General features: G+C 69.0%; 17 protein-coding genes. 8 read left to right on the plus strand and 9 right to left on the minus strand.

Annotation, left to right across the window (positions count from 1 at the left end):
• Positions 1-2: 2 nt before the first annotated feature.
• Together G4D83_RS43895 and G4D83_RS43900 are read right to left on the minus strand one after the other, a co-directional pair.
• A complete protein-coding gene (locus G4D83_RS43895; RefSeq protein WP_163870935.1) occupies positions 3-974 on the minus strand; it encodes an aldo/keto reductase in 972 nt (323 codons plus the stop codon).
• A 147-nt stretch (positions 975-1121) separates the two neighbouring features.
• A complete protein-coding gene (locus G4D83_RS43900; RefSeq protein WP_163870936.1) occupies positions 1122-2030 on the minus strand; it encodes a LysR family transcriptional regulator in 909 nt (302 codons plus the stop codon).
• A gap of 66 nt (positions 2031-2096) precedes the next feature.
• On the opposite strand from G4D83_RS43900, the gene G4D83_RS43905 reads away from it, so the two are divergent.
• Together G4D83_RS43905 and G4D83_RS43910 are read left to right on the plus strand one after the other, a co-directional pair.
• A complete protein-coding gene (locus G4D83_RS43905) occupies positions 2097-3581 on the plus strand; it encodes an alpha/beta fold hydrolase (protein WP_163870937.1) in 1485 nt (494 codons plus the stop codon).
• Between the two features lie 69 nt (positions 3582-3650).
• The gene (locus G4D83_RS43910) at positions 3651-4052 is read left to right on the plus strand and encodes a hypothetical protein (protein ID WP_163870938.1); all 402 of its coding nucleotides are present in this window, start codon (positions 3651-3653) and stop codon (positions 4050-4052) included.
• A 15-nt stretch (positions 4053-4067) separates the two neighbouring features.
• Here G4D83_RS43910 and G4D83_RS43915 read toward each other — a convergent pair whose 3' ends face one another.
• Positions 4068-4358: a hypothetical protein gene (locus G4D83_RS43915; RefSeq protein WP_163870939.1), complete on the minus strand. Its 291-nt coding sequence runs from the start codon at positions 4356-4358 to the stop codon at positions 4068-4070.
• A 114-nt stretch (positions 4359-4472) separates the two neighbouring features.
• Here G4D83_RS43915 and G4D83_RS43920 point away from each other — a divergent pair, with 114 nt between their 5' ends.
• From G4D83_RS43920 to G4D83_RS43930, 3 genes are all read left to right on the plus strand, one after another.
• A complete protein-coding gene (locus G4D83_RS43920; protein WP_163870940.1) occupies positions 4473-5336 on the plus strand; it encodes a class I SAM-dependent methyltransferase in 864 nt (287 codons plus the stop codon).
• A 110-nt stretch (positions 5337-5446) separates the two neighbouring features.
• On the plus strand, positions 5447-8455 hold the full coding sequence (locus G4D83_RS43925) for a protein kinase domain-containing protein (protein WP_163870941.1): 3009 nt from the start codon (positions 5447-5449) through the stop codon (positions 8453-8455).
• Between the two features lie 108 nt (positions 8456-8563).
• A complete protein-coding gene (locus G4D83_RS43930; protein ID WP_163870942.1) occupies positions 8564-8878 on the plus strand; it encodes a hypothetical protein in 315 nt (104 codons plus the stop codon).
• A gap of 18 nt (positions 8879-8896) precedes the next feature.
• Here G4D83_RS43930 and G4D83_RS43935 read toward each other — a convergent pair whose 3' ends face one another.
• From G4D83_RS43935 to G4D83_RS43945, 3 genes are all read right to left on the minus strand, one after another.
• Positions 8897-9265 (minus strand): hypothetical protein, encoded by a 369-nt coding sequence (locus G4D83_RS43935; RefSeq protein ID WP_163870943.1) that lies wholly within the window; start codon positions 9263-9265, stop codon positions 8897-8899.
• A gap of 98 nt (positions 9266-9363) precedes the next feature.
• The gene (locus G4D83_RS43940; RefSeq protein WP_163870944.1) at positions 9364-10866 is read right to left on the minus strand and encodes a glycosyltransferase family 39 protein; all 1503 of its coding nucleotides are present in this window, start codon (positions 10864-10866) and stop codon (positions 9364-9366) included.
• Positions 10867-11016: 150 nt separating this feature from the next.
• Positions 11017-11298 carry a hypothetical protein gene (locus G4D83_RS43945; RefSeq protein WP_163870945.1) on the minus strand — a complete coding sequence of 94 codons (282 nt, stop codon included), beginning with the start codon at positions 11296-11298 and terminating at the stop codon, positions 11017-11019.
• A 299-nt stretch (positions 11299-11597) separates the two neighbouring features.
• On the opposite strand from G4D83_RS43945, the gene sitA6 reads away from it, so the two are divergent.
• Together sitA6 and sitI6 are read left to right on the plus strand one after the other, a co-directional pair.
• Complete coding sequence (gene sitA6, locus G4D83_RS43950) at positions 11598-12302, plus strand: SitA6 family polymorphic toxin lipoprotein (protein ID WP_163870946.1); 705 nt, start codon at positions 11598-11600, stop codon at positions 12300-12302.
• Positions 12303-13043 (plus strand): SitI6 family double-CXXCG motif immunity protein, encoded by a 741-nt coding sequence (gene sitI6, locus G4D83_RS43955; RefSeq protein ID WP_163870947.1) that lies wholly within the window; start codon positions 12303-12305, stop codon positions 13041-13043.
• A gap of 45 nt (positions 13044-13088) precedes the next feature.
• Here the strand turns inward: sitI6 and G4D83_RS43960 are convergent, their stop codons facing one another.
• Entirely contained in the window at positions 13089-13754 is a 666-nt protein-coding gene (locus tag G4D83_RS43960) for a hypothetical protein (RefSeq protein ID WP_163870948.1), read from the minus strand.
• A 131-nt stretch (positions 13755-13885) separates the two neighbouring features.
• Between G4D83_RS43960 and G4D83_RS43965 the strand changes: the two genes are divergently transcribed.
• Positions 13886-15175, plus strand: coding sequence for a glycosyltransferase (locus tag G4D83_RS43965; RefSeq protein ID WP_176434815.1), 1290 nt, complete (start codon positions 13886-13888; stop codon positions 15173-15175).
• 10 nt (positions 15176-15185) lie between these two features.
• Here G4D83_RS43965 and G4D83_RS43970 read toward each other — a convergent pair whose 3' ends face one another.
• Together G4D83_RS43970 and G4D83_RS43975 are read right to left on the minus strand one after the other, a co-directional pair.
• Positions 15186-16892: a DUF3616 domain-containing protein gene (locus G4D83_RS43970; RefSeq protein ID WP_163870949.1), complete on the minus strand. Its 1707-nt coding sequence runs from the start codon at positions 16890-16892 to the stop codon at positions 15186-15188.
• Between the two features lie 310 nt (positions 16893-17202).
• Positions 17203-18141: an AraC family transcriptional regulator gene (locus tag G4D83_RS43975; protein ID WP_163870950.1), complete on the minus strand. Its 939-nt coding sequence runs from the start codon at positions 18139-18141 to the stop codon at positions 17203-17205.
• Positions 18142-18168: the final 27 nt, after the last annotated feature.

Here is an 18168-nt window from a genome sequence, read left to right on the forward strand (position 1 = left end):
CATTACCAGGCGTAGTCCTCGGGCGCGGGGCGGTGGCCCGGGAAGATTTCATTCAGCGTGGCCAGGGTCTTCTCGTCGAGCTTCACGTCGAGCGCACGGAGCGCCGCGTCAAGCTGGCCCGCGGTGCGCGGCCCGATGATGGGCGCGGTGACGGCGGGCTGATGGAGCAGCCACGCCAGCGAGACGTCACCCGGCTCGTGCCCCAGCTCGGCGGCGAGGTTCTCGTAGCGCTCGATTTTCTCGCGATTCTTCTGGAGGGCCTCCTGAGCGCGGCCCTCCAGCCGGCGCTTGCCCTCGCGCTCCTTCTTCAGCACGCCGCCGAGCAGGCCGCCCTGGAGCGGAGACCACGGGAGGATTCCCACGCCGTAGTGCTGGGCGGCGGGCAGCACCTCCAGCTCCACGGTGCGCGCCATCAGGTTGTAGAGGGACTGCTCGCTGACCAGCCCCATGAAGTCGCGGCGCGCGGCGGCGGCCTGCGCCTGGGCGATGTGCCAGCCGGCGAAGTTGCTGCTTCCCACATAGAGCACCTTGCCCTGGGCGACGGCGACCTCCATCGCCTGCCAGATTTCCTCCCACGGCGTGGCACGGTCCACGTGGTGGAACTGGTACAGGTCGATGTAGTCGGTGCGCAGCCGCTTCAAGCTGGCGTCCAGCGCGCGGCGGATGTTGAGCGCGGACAGCTTGCCCTCGTTGGGCCACTCCCCCATGGGGCCGTAGAGCTTGGTGGCGATGACGGTGCGCTCGCGCCGGCGGCCGCCCTGCGCGAACCAGTTGCCGATGATCTGCTCGGTGCGGCCCTTGTTCTCGCCCCAACCGTAGACGTTGGCCGTGTCGAAGAAGTTGATTCCGCGCTCCAGCGCGGAGTCCATGATGGCGTGGGCGTCGGGCTCCTCGGTGGTCCAGCCGAAGTTCATCGTGCCGAGGCACAGCCGGCTGACGGAGAGACCCGAGCGCCCCAGGTTCGTGTACTTCATGTCGACTCCCTCGCGGCCGGATGGAAGGACGCTGCGCACTGGGGAACGGCCCGGCCCGCCGCCGTTCGAGCGCGCCACAGTGACGGCTCGCGCCGCACGAGTCGAGTCCGAACACGGACCGCATCGGAGCGCCGTCGTGTCACGAACTCAGCGCAGCGCCACCGACGTCATCCGCGACACGATGCGCAGACAGGCCCGCAGGGCGGGGCCCGGGGGCGTGGGGGCCCGGGCAATCACCAGGTCCACGTGCCGGGGAGTGCCCGCGACGGCGCGATAGACGGCGCCCTCGCGCGAGAAGGTGCGGACCGACTCCGGGAGGATGGCGCACCCGAGCCCGGCCGCCACCAGGCTCACCATGGTGAACCACTCCACCGCCTCCGCGACGAACGTGGGCGAGAAGCCCGCCTCCAGGCACATGCCCATCATCGCGTCATGCAGCGACGGAGCCGTGTCCCGCGCGAAGCCGATGAAGGGCTCGTCCGCGAGTTGCTCCAGCGGCACCCGTGTCTTTCGCGCCAGCCGATGGCCTGACGGCAACACGAGCACGAGCGGCTCCCGGCGCAGCGTGTCGATGAGCACCCCTGGCGCGATGACGGGCCCCCGCGCGAAGGCCACGTCGAGCTGTCCCAGCCGCACCTCCTCCAGGAGCGTCGCGCTGCCCGCCTCGCGCAGCATCAGGTGCACCTCCGGGTGCTCGGCTCGCAGGCCGCGCAGGACCTCCGGCACCAGGGCGAACGCGGCGGGGTTGACGAAGCCGACGCGTAGCAACGACTGCTGCTCCCGGGCGGTGCGCTGGGCGGCCTCCGCCGCGTGGGACAGGTGGACGAGCGCACGCCTCCCCGCTTCCAGGAGCGCCTGTCCCGCCGGGGTCAGCTCGACGCGCCGTCTGTCCCGCTTCAGCAACTGGCAGCCGAGCTCCTCCTCCAACTTGCGAATCTGCTGGCTGAGGGCGGGCTGTGCCAGGCGCAGTTGCTCCGCGGCCTTGCGGAAGTGCAGCGTCTCCGCGACCGCGATGAAGCACGTGAGGCGACGGGTATCGAGCGTGGGTGAGATCACTTCGCTATCACAGGCCCGGATTTCGGTATTGGACGCGCGACGGGTCGCTGACTTCTAACGGAGCCCATGTCCTCGAGCATCATGGGCTTCCTGGCCACACTGTCACTCGCCATCTCGGCCTCCGCCACGGAATCCCCACCCACCGCCGTGCCCCGCTTCGAGCCCGCCCCCTGCCCCGCCACCGTGGAGGCCGGGGAGAACATCGAATGTGGGTTCCTGGTCGTCCCGGAGAACCGACAGAAGGCAGACAGCCGCTCCATCAAGCTGCCGGTGATGCGCCTGCGCAGCCGCGCGGCGAAGCCGGCGAAGGACCCGCTGCTCTTCATGCCCGGCGGCCCCGGAGTCAGCGCCTTGGCCCGGCTGCGCTCCGGGAGGAAGAACCCCCTGCTCGACGAGCGCGACTTCATCGCCATGGAGCCGCGCGGCGGAAAGATGGCCCAGCCCGCGCTGGAGTGTCCCGACATCAACGCCCTCAAGGGCGACATCGCGGCGGGCCGGCTGCGTGGTGCCAAGGCGCAGGACGCGCTGACGAAGGCGGCGGGTCGCTGCCGCGCGACGCTGACGGCCGCCGGGGTGGACCTGGACGGATACACGACGACGGCCACGGCGGATGACCTCGAGGACCTGCGCAAGGCCCTGGGTTACGGGACGTGGAACCTCCAGGGGCTCTCCTACAGCACGCGGCTGATGCTCACCGTGCTGCGCCGGCATCCGGCGGGGGTGCGCTCGGTCATCCTGGATTCGGTGCTGCCGCCCGAGGTGAACTTCGACGAGGTCGGCGCGGTGAACCTGCTGCGCTCGCTCGACCTGGTGTTCGACGGGTGCGCCATCGACCGCGAGTGCTCCGCCGCGCATCCGGACCTGCGCAAGCGCTTCGCGCAGCTCATCGCCACCGCGGAGCGCAAGCCGCTGCCCCTGGTGCTGAAGGAGTCCGTGACGGAGGGACGTCCGGTGGAGGTGCGCGGCGCTCAGGTCGTCGAGGCCCTCTACACGGCGTTGCACGACCCGGACGCGATTCCCTTCCTCCCGCGCATCATCAGCCGGGCGGCGGCGGGCGACTACTCGGAGCTGACGCCGTGGGTGGAGCGCAGCCAGGGGGCGTCGACGATGAGCTGGGGACTGCGGCTGTCGGTCTGGTGCTCGGAGGAGATTCCGTTCGAGGACCCGAAGCGCATCGCCGCGCAGCGCTCGCCGGCGATGGGCCTGGGCGGTGTCGACGAAGGCACGGCCTCCGTGGAGACGTGCCGCGTGTGGAATGTGGCGCCGGTACCCGCCGAGGAGAACACGCCAGTGAAGAGCGACGTGCCGACGCTCATCTTCGCGGGGGAGTTCGACCCGGACACGCCTCCGGACTGGGGGCGGCAGTTGCTGGAGTCCATGCCCCAGGCCCGCTACGTCGAGATGCGGGGCTACAGCCACGGCGCGTCGTTCAACCGCTGCGGTGGAGAGGTCACCCTGGCCTTCCTCCGCGACCCCAAGGGGCCGTTGCCGTTGGACTGCGTCCTGAAGCTTCGCGGCGTGGACTTCGGAAAGAGCGCAACGACTCCTTGAGGCGCCGCTTCCCCGACGACGCTAGGCTCACGGAGCATGACGCCCCGTCCCCTCCCGTTCCGAGGAAGCATGAGCCGCCGCCCTTCCGAGCGTCTGCGGCGCTACCTCCAACAGTGGTTGGAGCAATTCCTCCTCAACCCCTCGGAGTCTGCTGACCAGCGACAGCTCGCCCGCGAGTCCGGCGCGCTGCCACTGTATGGCGACCTGGGGGGCCTCATCGCCATCCACCCCGACGGCACGGTGTTGACGTACGAGTGGGAGACCTCCAGGTCCGAGGTGACCGACGAGAGGTGGACGGTGGTGGCACTCACCAACGGGTGCCGGAAGCATCCCGAGTTGAGAGAGCTGTTGCCTCCACGTACCGCGAGCGCGCTCGACTGCGCGACCTGCACGGGAACCGGGTCTCTCGCCCACTCCGTGACGTGCGGAACCTGCCTTGGCCTCGGCTGGCATGAGCCCGAGGCGGACTGAGGCTCGCGCCCCGAATCAAGCCGCGTGAGGCACGCGACGGGGCCGCGTGAAGCGGGAGAGCAGCGCCGCCACGCCCCACCAGATGAGCCCCCAGACCAGGACGACCGCGACCCAGCCGAGCACCGACGGCCCCGCCCAGCCGCCCGACGGCGCCGTCGAAAGGACAGGGAGCCCCAGGGCACGCAGGGGCATCAGCGGCAGGTAGATGGAACCGGCCAGCGCGGGAGCCAGGTCCTTCGGGAGAAACGCAATCGCCAGGAAGTGCAGCGCCATCATCGCTGCCCAGGCCACCCATCGAATTCGCATCGCCTCACAGCCTCCGGGGACCGGCCATATGAGTCAAGGGTGGTGCATTTCTTCCAAGCGCTCGCCGCCCGTTCCAGGTGGAATCCGCGTCCCACCCTGTTGGAGCCCACCCTCATGTCGTCGACCGCTTCACCCCTCGCCGTGCCGGAACCCTGGGACCTCGTCGCGCCTGACTACGTGCGCGAGCTGCTCCCCATGTTCGAGACCTTCGCCAGGGACGCCCTCGCCCGCACCGGCACCAGCACGGGCTCACGCGTGGTGGACGTGGCGGCGGGTCCCGGAACACTGTCCCTGCTCGCGGCACGACAGGGTGCCCGCGTGACGGCGGTGGACTTCTCCCCCCGGATGCTCGCCACCCTCCGGGAGCGCGCGACGTCGGAAGGGCTCGACATCGAAGCGCTCACGGGCGACGGCATGGCCCTTCCACTGCCGGACCAGAAGTTCGACGCCGCCTTCTCCCTCTTCGGCCTGATGTTCTTCCCGGACCGCCCGCGCGGCTTCCGCGAACTGCACCGCGTCCTCGTCCCGGGCGGCCGTGCCGTCGTGTCGAGCTGGCTGCCCTTCGAACACTCGCCCACGATGAACACCGTCTATCAATCCCTCGCGGAGCTGATGGGCGGAGGAAGCGGCGGACCCCGCGACGGCATGATGCCCCTGTCAGACAAGGAGACCTGTCGGCGGGAGATGACCGCGTCTGGGTTCGATGAGGTCGACGTGCACGAGGTCACGGCCCGCGTGGAATACCCCACCACCGTCGCCATGGTGGACGCATTGATGCGCTCCAGCGCCCCCGTCGTCCTGGCGCGCAAGGCATTGGGCGACACGTGGCCTTCCCTCCAACAAGCCCTGGAAGAGAAGGTCGCCGCCCTCCTGGGCGCCGGTCCCCAGGTCGGCCTCTTCAATGCATACCTCACCACCGGCATCCGCCATCTGTCCGCGGCGTCCAAGACCCGACACTCCCAGGCCGACAAGCGTTGAGCGAGAGACAATCTGGCTGCTTTTCGCCGCCCCCGCGGCCCTGAACGCCTGATTGTGACCTTTCCTCTCCCTTCGTACGTCTGCAATGCCATTGCGGCTTCGGAGACAGCGTGGGGACATACCGCATCGTGAAGAAGCTGGCCGCGGGCGGCATGGCCGAGGTCTATCTGGGCAAGGTGGTGGGCGCGGAAGGCTTTGAAAAGCCTGTCGCGGTGAAGCGAATCCTCCCTTCCTTCGTGCAGGACGCGGCCTTCGTGGACCTCTTCCTGCGCGAGGCGAAGCTCTCCGTCTCCCTTCAGCACGGCAATGTCTTGCAGGTGCTGGACCTGGGCTCCAGCGCCGGCCAGTACTACATGGTGATGGAGTTCGTGGACGGGGAGAACCTGAGCGCGCTGCTCAAGGCGGCCCGCAAGCGCCAGGTGCCCCTGGGGATTCGCGAAATCTGCTTCATCGCGCAGCAGGTCGCGGACGGCCTCGCGTATGCCCATGGCTGCACGGACTCCGGGGGCGCGCCGCTCAACATCATCCACCGCGACGTCAATCCCTCCAACGTCATGGTCTCCAGCAACGGAGGCGTGAAGCTGGCCGACTTCGGCATCGCCAAGGCCGCCGACGAGGGACACCAGGAGACGCAGGTCGGCGTCCTCAAGGGGAAGATCAACTACCTGTCTCCCGAGCAGGTCCACGGCCGCCCCGTGGACCAGCGCAGCGACATCTTCCTCCTGGGCCTGCTGCTCTTCGAGATGCTCGCCGGACGGCGCCTCTTCGAAGGCACCACGCCTCAAATCATCCACGCCCTGGGCAGCTTCGACGAGCGCACCCTGGAGCCGCTGCCCGGCGTCCCCGCGCCGCTGTGGGCCCTGCTGGTGCGCGCGCTGGCCGCCAACCCCGCCGCCCGCTGCCCGCTGGCCCGCGAGTTCTCCGAGTCCATCCAGAACTTCCTCTTCGACCACCGCTTGCGCGTGGGCGCCTCCGACATCGCCAGCCTCTTCAGCCGCGCGCTTCCCGAATGGCGCTCTCCCCTGGTGGACCTGGCCAGCAGCCCTGGCGAGGAGATTCGCCTGGAGGGCGAGGACTTCCAGCGCGCGCGTTCATCTCCGAACCGGGATGCACGGCGCCCGCCGCCGCCAGGGCCACCGCCCACGTTGAAGCCCGTGACGCCCCCTCCTGGCGGCGCGGGAGTCACCGCGGTGGGGCGCCCCTCCTTCTTCGCGACCCCTCCCCAGCCAGGCCTCGAGCCTCCCACCAGGCTGGCCACCACGGTGGGCCCGCCCGCGCCCCGCGCCATCCGCTCGCGCCAGCAACTGGGCGCCATCCTCCTGACGCGCGGCCTGCTCACACCGCACGTCCTGAACGAAGCGCTGGCGCTCCAGCGGCGCAAGGGCGGCAGGCTGGGTCAGCTGCTCGTGCACGAGAAGTGGCTGGAGCCCGAGCACCTGATGCGCGCGCTGTCCGAGCAGGCCGGCCTGCCGCACATCACCGACGAGAAGCTCCAGGCCCTGCCGGTGCCGAAGGAGCTCGTGCAACGGATCCCCCGCGAGCTGTGCGAGCGGCTGTGCGCCGTCCCCATCGGCCTGCGCGGTCGCGAGCTGTTCTGCGCGGTGGTGGACCCTCGGGATGTGCAGGTCACCGACGCGCTCAAGTTCTCCACGCGCGCCGTCGCCGTCCAGGGGCTGTTCGCCACGGAAGAGGCCATCCGCAAGGCCATCCGCCGCTTCTACGACGAGGAGGAGCAGCCCCAGCCCGCGCATCGCTCCCATGAGCCCATCCCCCTGGACGACGAGCCCGACCCGGGTGGACGCGCGCGCGTGCTCCAGTTCGCGGAGCAGTTCACCGGGCGCGCGGTGCTCGACGGCGGGACCTTCGCGCCGGCCGAACCCCAGGAGGTCAAGACGCCCGCGTCGCTGGAGCCCGTGAGCCGGGCGACGCCGGCCCGGAGCGACGTGCGCGCGCGCATGGTGCTGCTGGTGGCGGAGCCCTCCGAGCCTCGCGAGGCCGTGGTGCGGCTGCTGCTGATGCAAGGGCTGGCGGCGGCGACCAGCCCGGCCGCCGACGCCGAGCGCGCGCTCTCGCTCGGGGGTTATGACCTGGTGCTCGTGCTCGAGGACTCGGTGAAGGAGCCCGCTGTCCTCGCGCAGAAGCTGCGCGCCGCGCACCCGCTGGTGGAGGTGCGCCTGCTGCTGTCCTACAGCGCGGCGCTGATGGGCGAGGGCGGACCGCTGGCGCGGCTCGCGGAGACCCAGGCCCGGCTGCTGGATGGAATGCTGTCCATGCTCGGCGGCAGCGCGACGCTGGCGCCCCTCATGACGAAGCTGGCGCGACGAATCGCGGTGCGGCTGGGCGCGGGGCGCGTGGAGGAAGTCCTCCTCGGCGCGGCGGCCTGCGCGCTGGCCCTGGCCGCGCGACTGGAGGAGCCACGCCGCTTCAAGCTGCCCTCGCGCGCTCGCGCCCTGGTGCTCGCGGGCAACGCCATGCCCGAGGTGACCGAGCTGCTCGTGTCGGTCCTGCCCGAAGGAGAGGAGCGCACCCCGCCCGTGGGACGCGCGGCGGGGGCCCTGCTGGGCGCGGCGCGCTTCGTCCAGGAGGTCCAGAGCGCGCAGCCCACTCCGGCCAAGGCGGCCCAGGCGCTCCAGACCCTGCGCCAGGATGCGCGGTTGCCCGTCCCCGTGCTGGAGGCGCTCACCCTCGAGTGGGAGGGGAACACCCGCGCTGACCAGACCACCCCCAAGGTGGTGGTGGCCGAGACGGACAGCGCCAACGCGATGACGTTGCAAATCCGACTCATGGCGGAGGGCTTCAGAACCGTGCGCGCGAAGAACCGCGTCGACGTGGAGAAGGCGGTGAACGGCGGCGCGCAGGCGGCCATCCTCGCCAACCCGCTGCCGGATGGAGATTTGAGCTCGCTCTTGCAAGCGCTCCGGAAGAACCCGGCCACCGAGGACCTGCCCATCTACCTCATCGTCGACAAGGAAGACCCCACCGTCTTCACCGCCAGCCTCGATGCGGGGGCCGATGACGTCCTGGTCCGCTCCGCGAGCCCCGAGGTGCTCATCGCCAAGCTGCGCCGGGGCATCCAGCAACGCCAGGGGGCTCGCCGCGCCGCCAAGACAGCCCCTTGAGCGCGCGGGCCCCGGTGTTCAGCGGCGCACAGCCCCCACCGAAAACGGGTGCGGGCAAGTCAGCGCTCCTGGGCATCATCCAGGAGTTCCCCTTTCCAGGAGCTCCGGATGATGCTGAAGCCTGCCTTGGGATTCGTGCTGGCGTTGACCGTCGCTGTGGGAATGGTGGTCACCACCTTCCCACGGGATGAGCCCCTCGCGGCCGAGTCCGCCGCCCCCACCTCCAGCGCCTGTGAGGCGGACAAGCAGAAGCTCCTCATGTCGAGGGCCCGCGGCGGCCTTCCGGCAGACGCCACGCCGGCCCTCTTCTCGGACGAGCCGGTGGGCCTGCTGGGCTACTGTTCCTTTGATTGCTCGGGCTGCTCCAGCACCGCGGAGTGCCGGGCTCGCGGCGCGGGCTCCTGTTACAACATCTGCCCCTGAGCGTCGGCGCGCGCGGCGTCACTCGACGCAGTTGTCGGGCTCGTTGCAGGAGTAGGTCACCAGCACGCCCATGCTGAAGCCCTGGCTGCCATTGGGGCCCACCGGGGCGCATGACTGAAGGGAGCGGGTGAGGTTGCAGCCACCCGCTGGACACGCGGCGGCGATGGCCTCGTCCGCGAGGCTGTTCGCCTGGTCATAGGCTCGCGCGCAGTTGACCGACGTCGCCCGCCTCACGACGGTGAACGTCTCGGCGCCACAGGTGCACGTCAGCGCGGACTCCGACGTTCCCAGGACGTCCTCCACCTCCGCCGTGCCGCCACAGGCGCTCAGCGCGAGGAAGAGGCCCGCCACCACCCAGCGCCACGACATGCGATTCAGGTTGGTCATGCCGCGACGCTAGACGCAATTCATGTTCAACAGCAACTCGGGTCCACTGGCGTCTGTCCGATGTCCGTTCAGCACCGGCACAGGCGTTCCACGCGGCTTCATTTCGTGGCGCGCCGCCAGAAGGTACCCTCCCGCACGAAGTGTTCCTGGACCCACCGCTCGCTGGCGGAGGACAGCTGCCATTCGCCGCGTCCCTCCAGGACCAGGTAGTCACAGCGTGCGAGCAGGGGGAGCATGGTCCTCTGCGAGCGCTCATCCTCGAAAGCCGCTCCCGCGTGGGCGAAGCGTCCCGGAGTTCCCAGTGCGTCATTCAGCATGAGGCCATAGGGGTCCACTAGGACGGGGGTGCCCTTCGGGATTCCAGGAAGCCGCCCGGCGGCGATGGCCCAGGCAGGCTCGAAGGTGCAGAGCGCCGAGTCACCGGGGACGGCGACCCGGAGCGTGTGCCCGAGCGTGAGCAGGAAGCGGTCCCGCTGATTCGCCGAGCGGATGGCCGCGGGCAGCGGTGAGAGCGCGATGAGCATTACCGTGGCGGTGACGAGCGCGGCTTGCTTGCGCGAGCGAGTGTCCGCCCACCGCAGCAGCACGGAGGCCCCCAGCCCCGCGAGGACTGCCATGGTGGGCGCCAGGTGCGCGTTGTATTGAGTCCAATAGCTCTTCGACGACAAGAAGGTCGCGACCGTCAGGAGCCAGGCGGCCGAGAAGAGTCGCTCGGCGACGGCCTCTCTTCGACGGGTCCGTGCCAGGGCCACGACCAGGCCCCAGACACAGAGGATGGAAAGCCCCGTGCGGCCCTCGCCCAGAATCGCGAGGAGTCGGTGCCAGACATCCAACTCACCATCGGGAGGGCGGAGCAGTTGGAAGCGCAGAAGGCCATCGAACATCGCGGCCGGAGCGAGCGCGAAGAAGGGCCCCAGCCAGAGCAGGCCCACGACGGCGGCGACGAGCACGACTCGCAGGGCGCGCCTTCCCTGCCCCGCCAGGCTCAGGGCCCACACCATGGCGATGACCCAGGCGCCGGCTGTCAGCTTGATGGCGCACGCGGTGGCGAGGAGGGCTCCAGCCAGCAGGTCCCTTCGCCATGAAGAGACATCAGACCCAGGCCGGAGCCAGACCCAGGCCATGGCAAGGCAGGTCAGGTTGAGCAGCGCCTCCAGGAAGGGCCCGCGCTCGGTGGCGGCGGCCTCCGGAAAGACGGCATAGGCGAGCGCGGCCACGACGCCTGCTCGGACACCCCACTGCTCCTGGGCAATGCGTCCGCTCAGGAGCGCGCTCAGCGCCCCGAACCCGGGGACAAGCCAGCGGACCACCGTGAAGGTCAGGGCCGCGTCGAAGCCGCGTGCGAGCGCGGCCACGGGCGCCAGCAACACTGCGATTCCGGGCGGGTGGACGAAGAAGTAGTCGCGGTAGGGCAACAGGCCGTGGGAGAGGAGCGCCGCGGCGCTGAAGTAGACGCCCTCGTCGTAGTCCACGGGATGCCCGAGGGCACCGCCCCGATGGAAGAAGCCCGCGATGCGCAGCACCCATGCCCCCGCCGCGACGAGCACCAAGGACCACCAGGGGTGGTGCAGTCGGGAAGTGGAGGGAGTCGCGGAACGCACCGAACCACGCGTACCAAAGGCCCCCCGATGTGTCGAGAAGGCTCAATTCACCGCATCGTGAAGAGAGGCCTTTCAACAACAACTCACGTTCACTTCAAGGAAGGCCCGGTGCCCGAGGGAGCACCGGGAAGGGAGTTCGAGGAGTCCCTGTCAGCCGCAGGTGGACGAGAAGTCCGTCACCGCGAAGCTGGTCTGGCGCCCGGAAATCCACGCGGTCTGGTAGCACTCGCAGGACTTGTACCCGACCCACTTCGTGAGCGTCGCGTCGGAGTAGTAGTCAATCCAGTAGGACTGATTGCCGCAGAAGGGCAGCGCGTCCGCGCGCGTGTCGAGTGAAGACTGCTCTTCCTCCATCGCCGGCTCCACACCACCACAGCCCACCATCAGCAGCCCTGCCGCCAACACTCCACCCAGGATGTTGCTGCTTCGCATGTGTGAATCCTCCACCGGGCGATTGGGGGCCCGGTGGGGTAAACCCTAGCACCAGTCTCCTCTGGCACCGCACTCCGTGAGCGTGGGGACAGCGCGCGCAATGCTACTTCGACACGTTCTGGCAGTCTGTTGAAGACGTCAGGGTTGAAAGCCAGAGGCCCTGCGCCGCACCGTGGCGGCGGAGAATTTCGCTACCGTTGAGGCAATGGTGAATGCCGGAAGGCGCGCGCAGACTGCGGTGACACGCATGCGCGGCGCACCTGCATTCCCGCGATGCAGCGCGTGTCCGGGGGATATCGATGACGATGCTCAAGTGGTGGGCCACTCTGCTCCTGTTCGCCGCTGGCTGTGCCGGAGCGCCGGAACACGTCGGCAGCGCCGATTTGCTCGATGTGAGCGTGGCGGACTCGGCGGAGGGCTGCGCGCAGTCGGCGGGCGCCTCCGAGGCAGGCTGCTATGCCCCGTCCTGTGGCGAGGAAGAGTGTGGCCTCTACCGCTGCGAGGACCTCGCCTCGCCACCGTATGCGCTGAGATTTCCACCGGCCCAGGCGGCAGGAGGCGCGACAGCTCGCATCCAGAGATACTGGGGCGGAGCTGTCCCCCTCCCAGGGCGGCAGGCGGTGTTCATCATCCCGTGGTACCGGCGAGAAAGCCTGCCGAGCGTCGCGGCAGCGAGGAAGGCAATCGCTGATTGGCGTCGCCGCGAGAAGGAGCGGCACCACATCTTCCCACGCGCTTTCGAGGCGTACTTCAAGGGCGTCGGCATCGACATCCACCAGTACACGCTGCTCGTCGACGTCGTGGAACACCGGCGGGTACATGCTGGAAGAGATGGTGGCCCCTGGAATCAAGACTGGTTCGACTGGATACGAGCAAACCAACTGAGCGCGACGCGCGCGGCCCACTTCCAGCATGGCGGATACATGGTCGAGCGTTATGGTCTCATCGGTGTCCCCATGACGTACTGGCAGCGGCTGGCACTGTCCGCCGCCGCGGGAGAGTGAATGCGGTACTACACGCTGACCCAGGCACGCATCGAACGGTCCAGATGGACCGGTGCCTACGACCTGGGACGGGAGTGGGTACTTCCCGGGGTGGAGTGCCCGACCTGCAAGGCCGTTTGGGGGGGCGGCGGGTACGACTACCCGACGGTCGACCTCTCTGAGCTGCCGGGGAGGCAGGACTTCGAGCAGCCGCGATGCGTGCCCTGGAACCAATTCGTGAGCCTGCGGAAGCGCGTCATGCCGCTGGTGCCGCCAGGAGCCGTTGTTGGGCCAGGCACAGGGTTTGGCGCGTTGACCGGCAGAGCCAAAGGGAAATTCGCTCCTGTCGTCATCCACGTGCCGTGGATGCTCCTCGTGGAGCCCGCCTTGGTGGCAAAACTCGAGGGGCTTACTGGCGCCATCCCAGTCCCGACGCGCTTCAAGGCACGTCCTGGGATGACTGGCCTGGTCGAGTTGGAGGTGCGGCCTGGCGGGAGCATTTTGGGAGCCGCTACCCACAAGCCCTGCAGTACCTGCGGGCGCACGGGCTTTGTGCTGCCACCCTTCGGCCAACTGCACCTGGACGAAGTGCCGACCGTCGATTTCGCGAGGAGCTGTGCCTCCGTCGCCGTGGTGAGCGAGCGTGTCCTGGAGCGGTTGGAACGTGAGCTGAAGGAGTCGGATATCGTCGCGGTGGACGTCACCGGCGAGGACGAGAAGAGAACAGGGGCGCAACGTTCGAGCATTGACGTGTTGCCATGAGTGACGCTGTCCAAGCCTGGCCCGGGTGCGTTGAAACACCCTGCCTCAAGGATTGCCAGTCGCGTAGGCCCACAGTTCGATGGGTGTCGCGTAATAAATCCACCCGAAGAACCCTCCCACCGCGGAGTGCGCGGGCGGACGAAGGTAGGCCTTGTCCCGCATGCCGAACAGCTTCAGCAAGCCGCCCACCGTGCACGTCCACAGCAATTGCAACAAGGACGTGATGACATACGAGGCGGCGACGAAGGGCAGATAGAACGGTCCGAAGATGCGCGCTTGAAGCAGGTGCATCTTCTCGTGCTGTCCCGCGCCTCCCAGATTCACCGTGCCCACCGTCTGGAGCACGTTGTGTCCGAACGAGCCTCCCGGATTCGGCCGGTAGACGACCCAGCCCTGATTCTCCGAATCAGCGCGGGAGGGCCTGCCGAAGAACATGTAGACGAGGTTGCCGAAGACGAAGCCGAACAGCGTGTTGGGCAGACTCCACGTCAGGTCGACGAGGAGCTCCACCCACCCCTGCGCGGAGGCCAATGGATAGCTGCGCAGGAGCCCCGTCTGGAGGCCGTACCCGAGCCCCAGGGGAAGTCCCAGCAACAGCGCGACACCCGCCGGAAAGGCGCCACCCGTCACCGCGCTGACGAGGAGCAGGACTCCCGGCACCAGCACGAGCGACAGCAGCACCGTCAGGAAGGACTGCTTTTCCTTCGACATGGTCCCCACCTCTCGGCACGAAGGGAAGCCACCGTGGCTTCCTCTCTCGTGGAGCACCGGTCCTCCCGTTGTGACACCCGGGCAAGCCACCGTGCGCCAGGCGGCACGCCGGGCCGTGCTAAGCGTCCCCCATGGCGAGGATTCTCATGGCGGCCCATCCGACGGCGGGCCACACCAATGCCCTGCGCGCGATGGGCGTGAGGCTGCGCGAGCTGGGCCACGACGTCGCGATGGCCCTGGCCGCGCCACCCCTTCCCTTCTCCAACCTCTGGCCCGAACCCCTGCGCGTGGCCACGACGCTGCCCCACGCAGTCCAGCGCGACGGCCTGCGGCTCATCCGGCTCCAGCCCTCACCCGCCATGCTCTGGTACGGCGCCCGCATCCCCCACGCCCGGGGGGTCGACGAGCTGGCCCTGGCGCTCCGGCTGTTCACCGCCGGGATGACATCCCAGGCCCGCCACCTCGCCCGCGAAATCGAGGCGTCCGGCATCGACGTGGTGCTCGGCGACTACCTCATGCCCGCCGCGCTGCTCGCGGCCCGACTGACGAAGCGGCCCTATGCGGCGTTCTATCACTCGGCGCTGCCCTTCCCCGTGGAGGGCGCGTCTCCCTTCGGCAGCGGCCTGCCTGATGATGCGCCCCGCGATGAGACCTGGGCGCGCGCGGAGGAGACCACGCAGGCCCTCGGTCGCTGGTTCGATGAGCGCGTCGCACGGGACGCGGGCGCGCTGGGCGTGCGCCTGCGCACCGGAGGGCTGCTCTCCGCGCCCATCTCCGACGACCTCAACCTGCTGGCGACGATTCCCGAGCTGGAGCCCGGACTGAAGCCGCTGACGGGGCCCGTGGAGATGACCGGCCCCTGCCTTCCCCGTGCTCGCGACGCGGACCAGGAAGACGCCGCCCTGCGCTCCATCAAGCCCGGACGCCGCCACGTGTACGTGTCGCTGGGCACCGTGTTCAACGGCCAGCCCCGCGTGTTCGACGCCATCCTCGACGGACTGGCACGACATGACGTGCACACCATCGTCAGCGCTGGCGCCAGCTTCGGACGGATGGAGCGGCGCGCGGGCCCTCGCACGCTCGTGTTCCGCCACGTGCCCCAGGTGCCGCTGCTCCGGCGCGTGGACTTCGTGGTGACACATGGTGGGAACAACACCGTGCAGGAAGCGCTCGCCGCGGGCCGCCCCATGGTGGTGATTCCCTTTGGCGGAGACCAGCTCGCGAATGCGCGCCGCGTGGAGCGACTTGGCGTGGGCGTCGCGGTGCTTCCATCGGCGCTCCAGGCCACCTCGGTCGCCAGCGCCCTCTCCCGACTCCTGGAGCCCGCCGTCACGGCCCGGGCCCGCGCGCTCGCCGCCTCGCTGGAGGGCGTGGACGGAACGGAGCGCGCGGTGCGAGCGGTGCTGCGATTGGTGAAGTGAGCGCTCGACCTCAGTCGACGTGGATGAACACGTCGCTGAAGCTCTGGCTGGAAGACGAGACGTCCTTGCACTCCGTCCCACCAATCAACCGCGAGCCCATGTCGAAGAGCACCTGCACGTCCAGCGAGCCGGGATAGGGGATGACGGCCTCCGGCGCGGAGTTCGCCGGGGCGGTCAGGTCCGCCACCTTCACCGGCGCGCTGCTCGCGTCACCCGACCACTTCCAGAGGGCGAACGGGCCACTGCTCTCGTCATGCGGACCACTGAGGAGCAGCACCGCCTGGTGGGCCTCCGACCACGCCATGCCGCGCAGCCCCTGGCCTCCCAGATTCAAGAGGATGGCCCGGCCGAACCGCGCCGTGGCGCCCGTCAGGACAGCGCCCGGATTCGTCAGCGTCACCACGATGGCGCTGGTGCCCACGCGCGGGTTGCGGAAACCAATGGCCAGCTCACCGGAGGGCAGCGCCGCGAGCCCCTCCACGTTGGTGCCATTCACCTTCGGCGCCAACGCGGCCACCGTGGGCTCCGACAACCGGGAGCGCTCGTTGAGCAACGTGATGACCGCCGCGTCCGGCGCGTCCCAGTTGGCGCCGTTCAGCAAGTCCCTCAGCAGCGTCGAGGACGTCCCCGCCACCTGGAGGGTGACGGCGGGCGCCGTGCCCGTGACGTCGATGGCGAAGAACTTGTAGCGCGAGGACTGCAGCTCTCCGTCCTTGTTGCGCGCGTGAGAGCCCGTCACGTAGAGGCGATTGCCTACCCGGGCCACGTCCTCCAGGTCCGCCTCGTCCGACGAGGAGATGCCGATGGCCGAGCTCACGTCCTGGCTCTTCACCGCGCTGGCGCTCTGGCTCCGGGCGAAGACGCGCACCGTCTGCGATTCGTCATTCACGTTCAGGAAGTGCGTCCCGTCCACCCAGGCGCCACCGGAGCCGTCACAGGTGCCCTTGAACGTCCCCGAGGCGGGCACCTCCTCGCTGGGGGTCCCCTGCGTGTCCCACGTCACGGTGAGCTTGGGACGCGAGGCCTTCGTCGAGTACTCGCTCGAGCGCAGCTCCAGGCGATTGTCATTGTCCTTGTTGGCCAGGATGAGGCCCTGGTTGTTCGCGGGCGTGCTCACCCACCGCTGCACCGCCGCCACTCCGCTCGCGTTCAACGCCACGGTGTAGGTGCCCGTCGCGGGCGCGCGCAGCGCACCCAGCACGGTGGTGTCCCGGTCTCCAGTCCCGTCCGCGCCATTGGAAGCCCAGTCGTGGCTGTTGTCCGCCTGTTCCCAGGTGACCTGGCTCTCCGTCCAGCCGCGCGTCAGGGCATACAGTTGATAGTCCTGGTCCGCCTTGTCGGAGACCGTGACGGTGAGCGAGGCGGAGCGGACCACCGCGTTGGCGGGAATGGAGGACACGTCCCACGCGAGCAGGATGTAGTTCTCGTTGCCGCTGCCAGCGGGCGTGTCGCCGCTCGCGGAGACACTGGAGGCGCTCCCGTGGTTGGCGTTGGAGTCCTCTTCTTCAATCATCGCGTCCCGGGTGCCCGCGTAGCCCGTCGTCGGGGCGACGCCATCCTGGAACGACGTGCTCTGGGCGCCGGCCAGGGGCTGGGAGAACGGGAGCGAGTCCTCCAGCTCCGTGTCCCTCAACGTGGGTTCCACTTCTCCACAGCCCCCCACGAGCCAGGAGCAGGCGACGAGCACACCGGTGAGAGGCCGATTCCATCCACGCATGTCATTACCCTCGCGCTTCGTGCGAACGCCGCACCGTCCCCCAGCTCGCGACTGGATGCCGTGACGTTTCCGTGGAAACCCCGCGACAACGGCTGGCCTGCGGCCTCCGTCCGCGCCGGGTCGGGAAACTACAGGAACGGGGTGGTGCGCTGGAACCTGGGTATGGATGGCCTCCTTCAGGCTGGGCTGTCTTCAGGAGTAAATTGAACAGGAGCCGTGCACGAGGCTCGCCGCCGTGTCCCGAGAGAGGTCGGACAGGCGATGGGTCGCGTGCTCCCCTGCTCCGGCCCGAAGCAACTCCACTCGCGGCTCAAGTACCGCGTGAAGGGGCACTGAGCACCCGGGACGCCACGTCCTGGCTCGGCGGCCGTCCGAACTTGCGCGTGTACTCCCGACTGAACTGGCTGGGACTCTCGTAGCCCACCTCGAACGCGACGGTGGTCACCGAGGCCGTGCCCGCCACGAGCGTCCGCCGCGCCTCGAGCAGCCGCAGTCCTTTCTGGTACTGCAGCGGTGAAGACGAGGTGACGGCCTTGAAGTGCTTGTGAAAGGACGAGACGCTCATCCCCACCTCGCGCGCCAGCTCCTCCACCACCATCGGCGAGCGGAAGTCCTGCCGAAGGAGCGCGATGGCGCGGGCAATCGAACTCGCGTGGCTGTCGTGCCGAATCAGGCTCCGCAGCATGTGACCGAGGGGCGCCATCATCAGGCGGTAGTGGATTTCCTTGAGCAACATCGGGCCGAGCACCCGTGCGTCCGCCTCCGACTCCGCGAGCGCGAGATAGCGGGTGATGGCGTCGAGCAGGCGCGAGTCGGCCCGATGCACCTCGAGCGCTCGCGCTTCCGTCCCCGCCGTCACCAGTTCGCCAAGGTCGTCGTAGAGGCTCCGAAGCACCTCGACTTCGATGTTGAGCAGCAACACCAGATAGGGTGCGTCACGGACCCGGGAGACCACCGGCAGGTCATGGCTCACCAGCGCGCACTCGCCGGCGCGCAGCCGAAAGTGGTGCTCGCCGAAGGTCATCTCCTTGCACCCCTGGAGAATCAGACAAAGCATCGGGGTGTAGATGGCGGCCTCGAAGGCCGTGCGCTGATGCTGCCGCAGCAGGTACAAACCCTGCCGTGGGGTGACGAGCTGTGCTGTACGGGCCGTCGAGGGTGGAATGAGTCGCAGGGCCTCCTCGGTCAGCCTCCGCAGACCCTCATGAGCCCCCTCGTCGTTCGCTCGCTTGGGCAGGTCGACAGGCATTCGAACCCATCCTGCTCACCTGGAGAG

This window comes from Myxococcus eversor (assembly GCF_010894455.1).
Lineage (GTDB): Bacteria > Myxococcota > Myxococcia > Myxococcales > Myxococcaceae > Myxococcus > Myxococcus eversor.

Coding starts and splice junctions, on each gene's coding strand:
- G4D83_RS43895 (WP_163870935.1), bottom strand. CDS start 974: ATGAAGTACACGAACCTGGGGCGCTCGGGTCTCTCCGTCAGCCGGCTG.
- G4D83_RS43905 (WP_163870937.1), top strand. CDS start 2,097: ATGTCCTCGAGCATCATGGGCTTCCTGGCCACACTGTCACTCGCCATC.
- G4D83_RS43910 (WP_163870938.1), top strand. CDS start 3,651: ATGAGCCGCCGCCCTTCCGAGCGTCTGCGGCGCTACCTCCAACAGTGG.
- G4D83_RS43915 (WP_163870939.1), bottom strand. CDS start 4,358: ATGCGAATTCGATGGGTGGCCTGGGCAGCGATGATGGCGCTGCACTTC.
- G4D83_RS43920 (WP_163870940.1), top strand. CDS start 4,473: ATGTCGTCGACCGCTTCACCCCTCGCCGTGCCGGAACCCTGGGACCTC.
- G4D83_RS43930 (WP_163870942.1), top strand. CDS start 8,564: ATGATGCTGAAGCCTGCCTTGGGATTCGTGCTGGCGTTGACCGTCGCT.
- G4D83_RS43935 (WP_163870943.1), bottom strand. CDS start 9,265: ATGACCAACCTGAATCGCATGTCGTGGCGCTGGGTGGTGGCGGGCCTC.
- G4D83_RS43945 (WP_163870945.1), bottom strand. CDS start 11,298: ATGCGAAGCAGCAACATCCTGGGTGGAGTGTTGGCGGCAGGGCTGCTG.
- sitA6 (WP_163870946.1), top strand. CDS start 11,598: ATGACGATGCTCAAGTGGTGGGCCACTCTGCTCCTGTTCGCCGCTGGC.
- sitI6 (WP_163870947.1), top strand. CDS start 12,303: ATGCGGTACTACACGCTGACCCAGGCACGCATCGAACGGTCCAGATGG.
- G4D83_RS43960 (WP_163870948.1), bottom strand. CDS start 13,754: ATGTCGAAGGAAAAGCAGTCCTTCCTGACGGTGCTGCTGTCGCTCGTG.
- G4D83_RS43965 (WP_176434815.1), top strand. CDS start 13,886: ATGGCGAGGATTCTCATGGCGGCCCATCCGACGGCGGGCCACACCAAT.
- G4D83_RS43970 (WP_163870949.1), bottom strand. CDS start 16,892: ATGCGTGGATGGAATCGGCCTCTCACCGGTGTGCTCGTCGCCTGCTCC.
- G4D83_RS43975 (WP_163870950.1), bottom strand. CDS start 18,141: ATGCCTGTCGACCTGCCCAAGCGAGCGAACGACGAGGGGGCTCATGAG.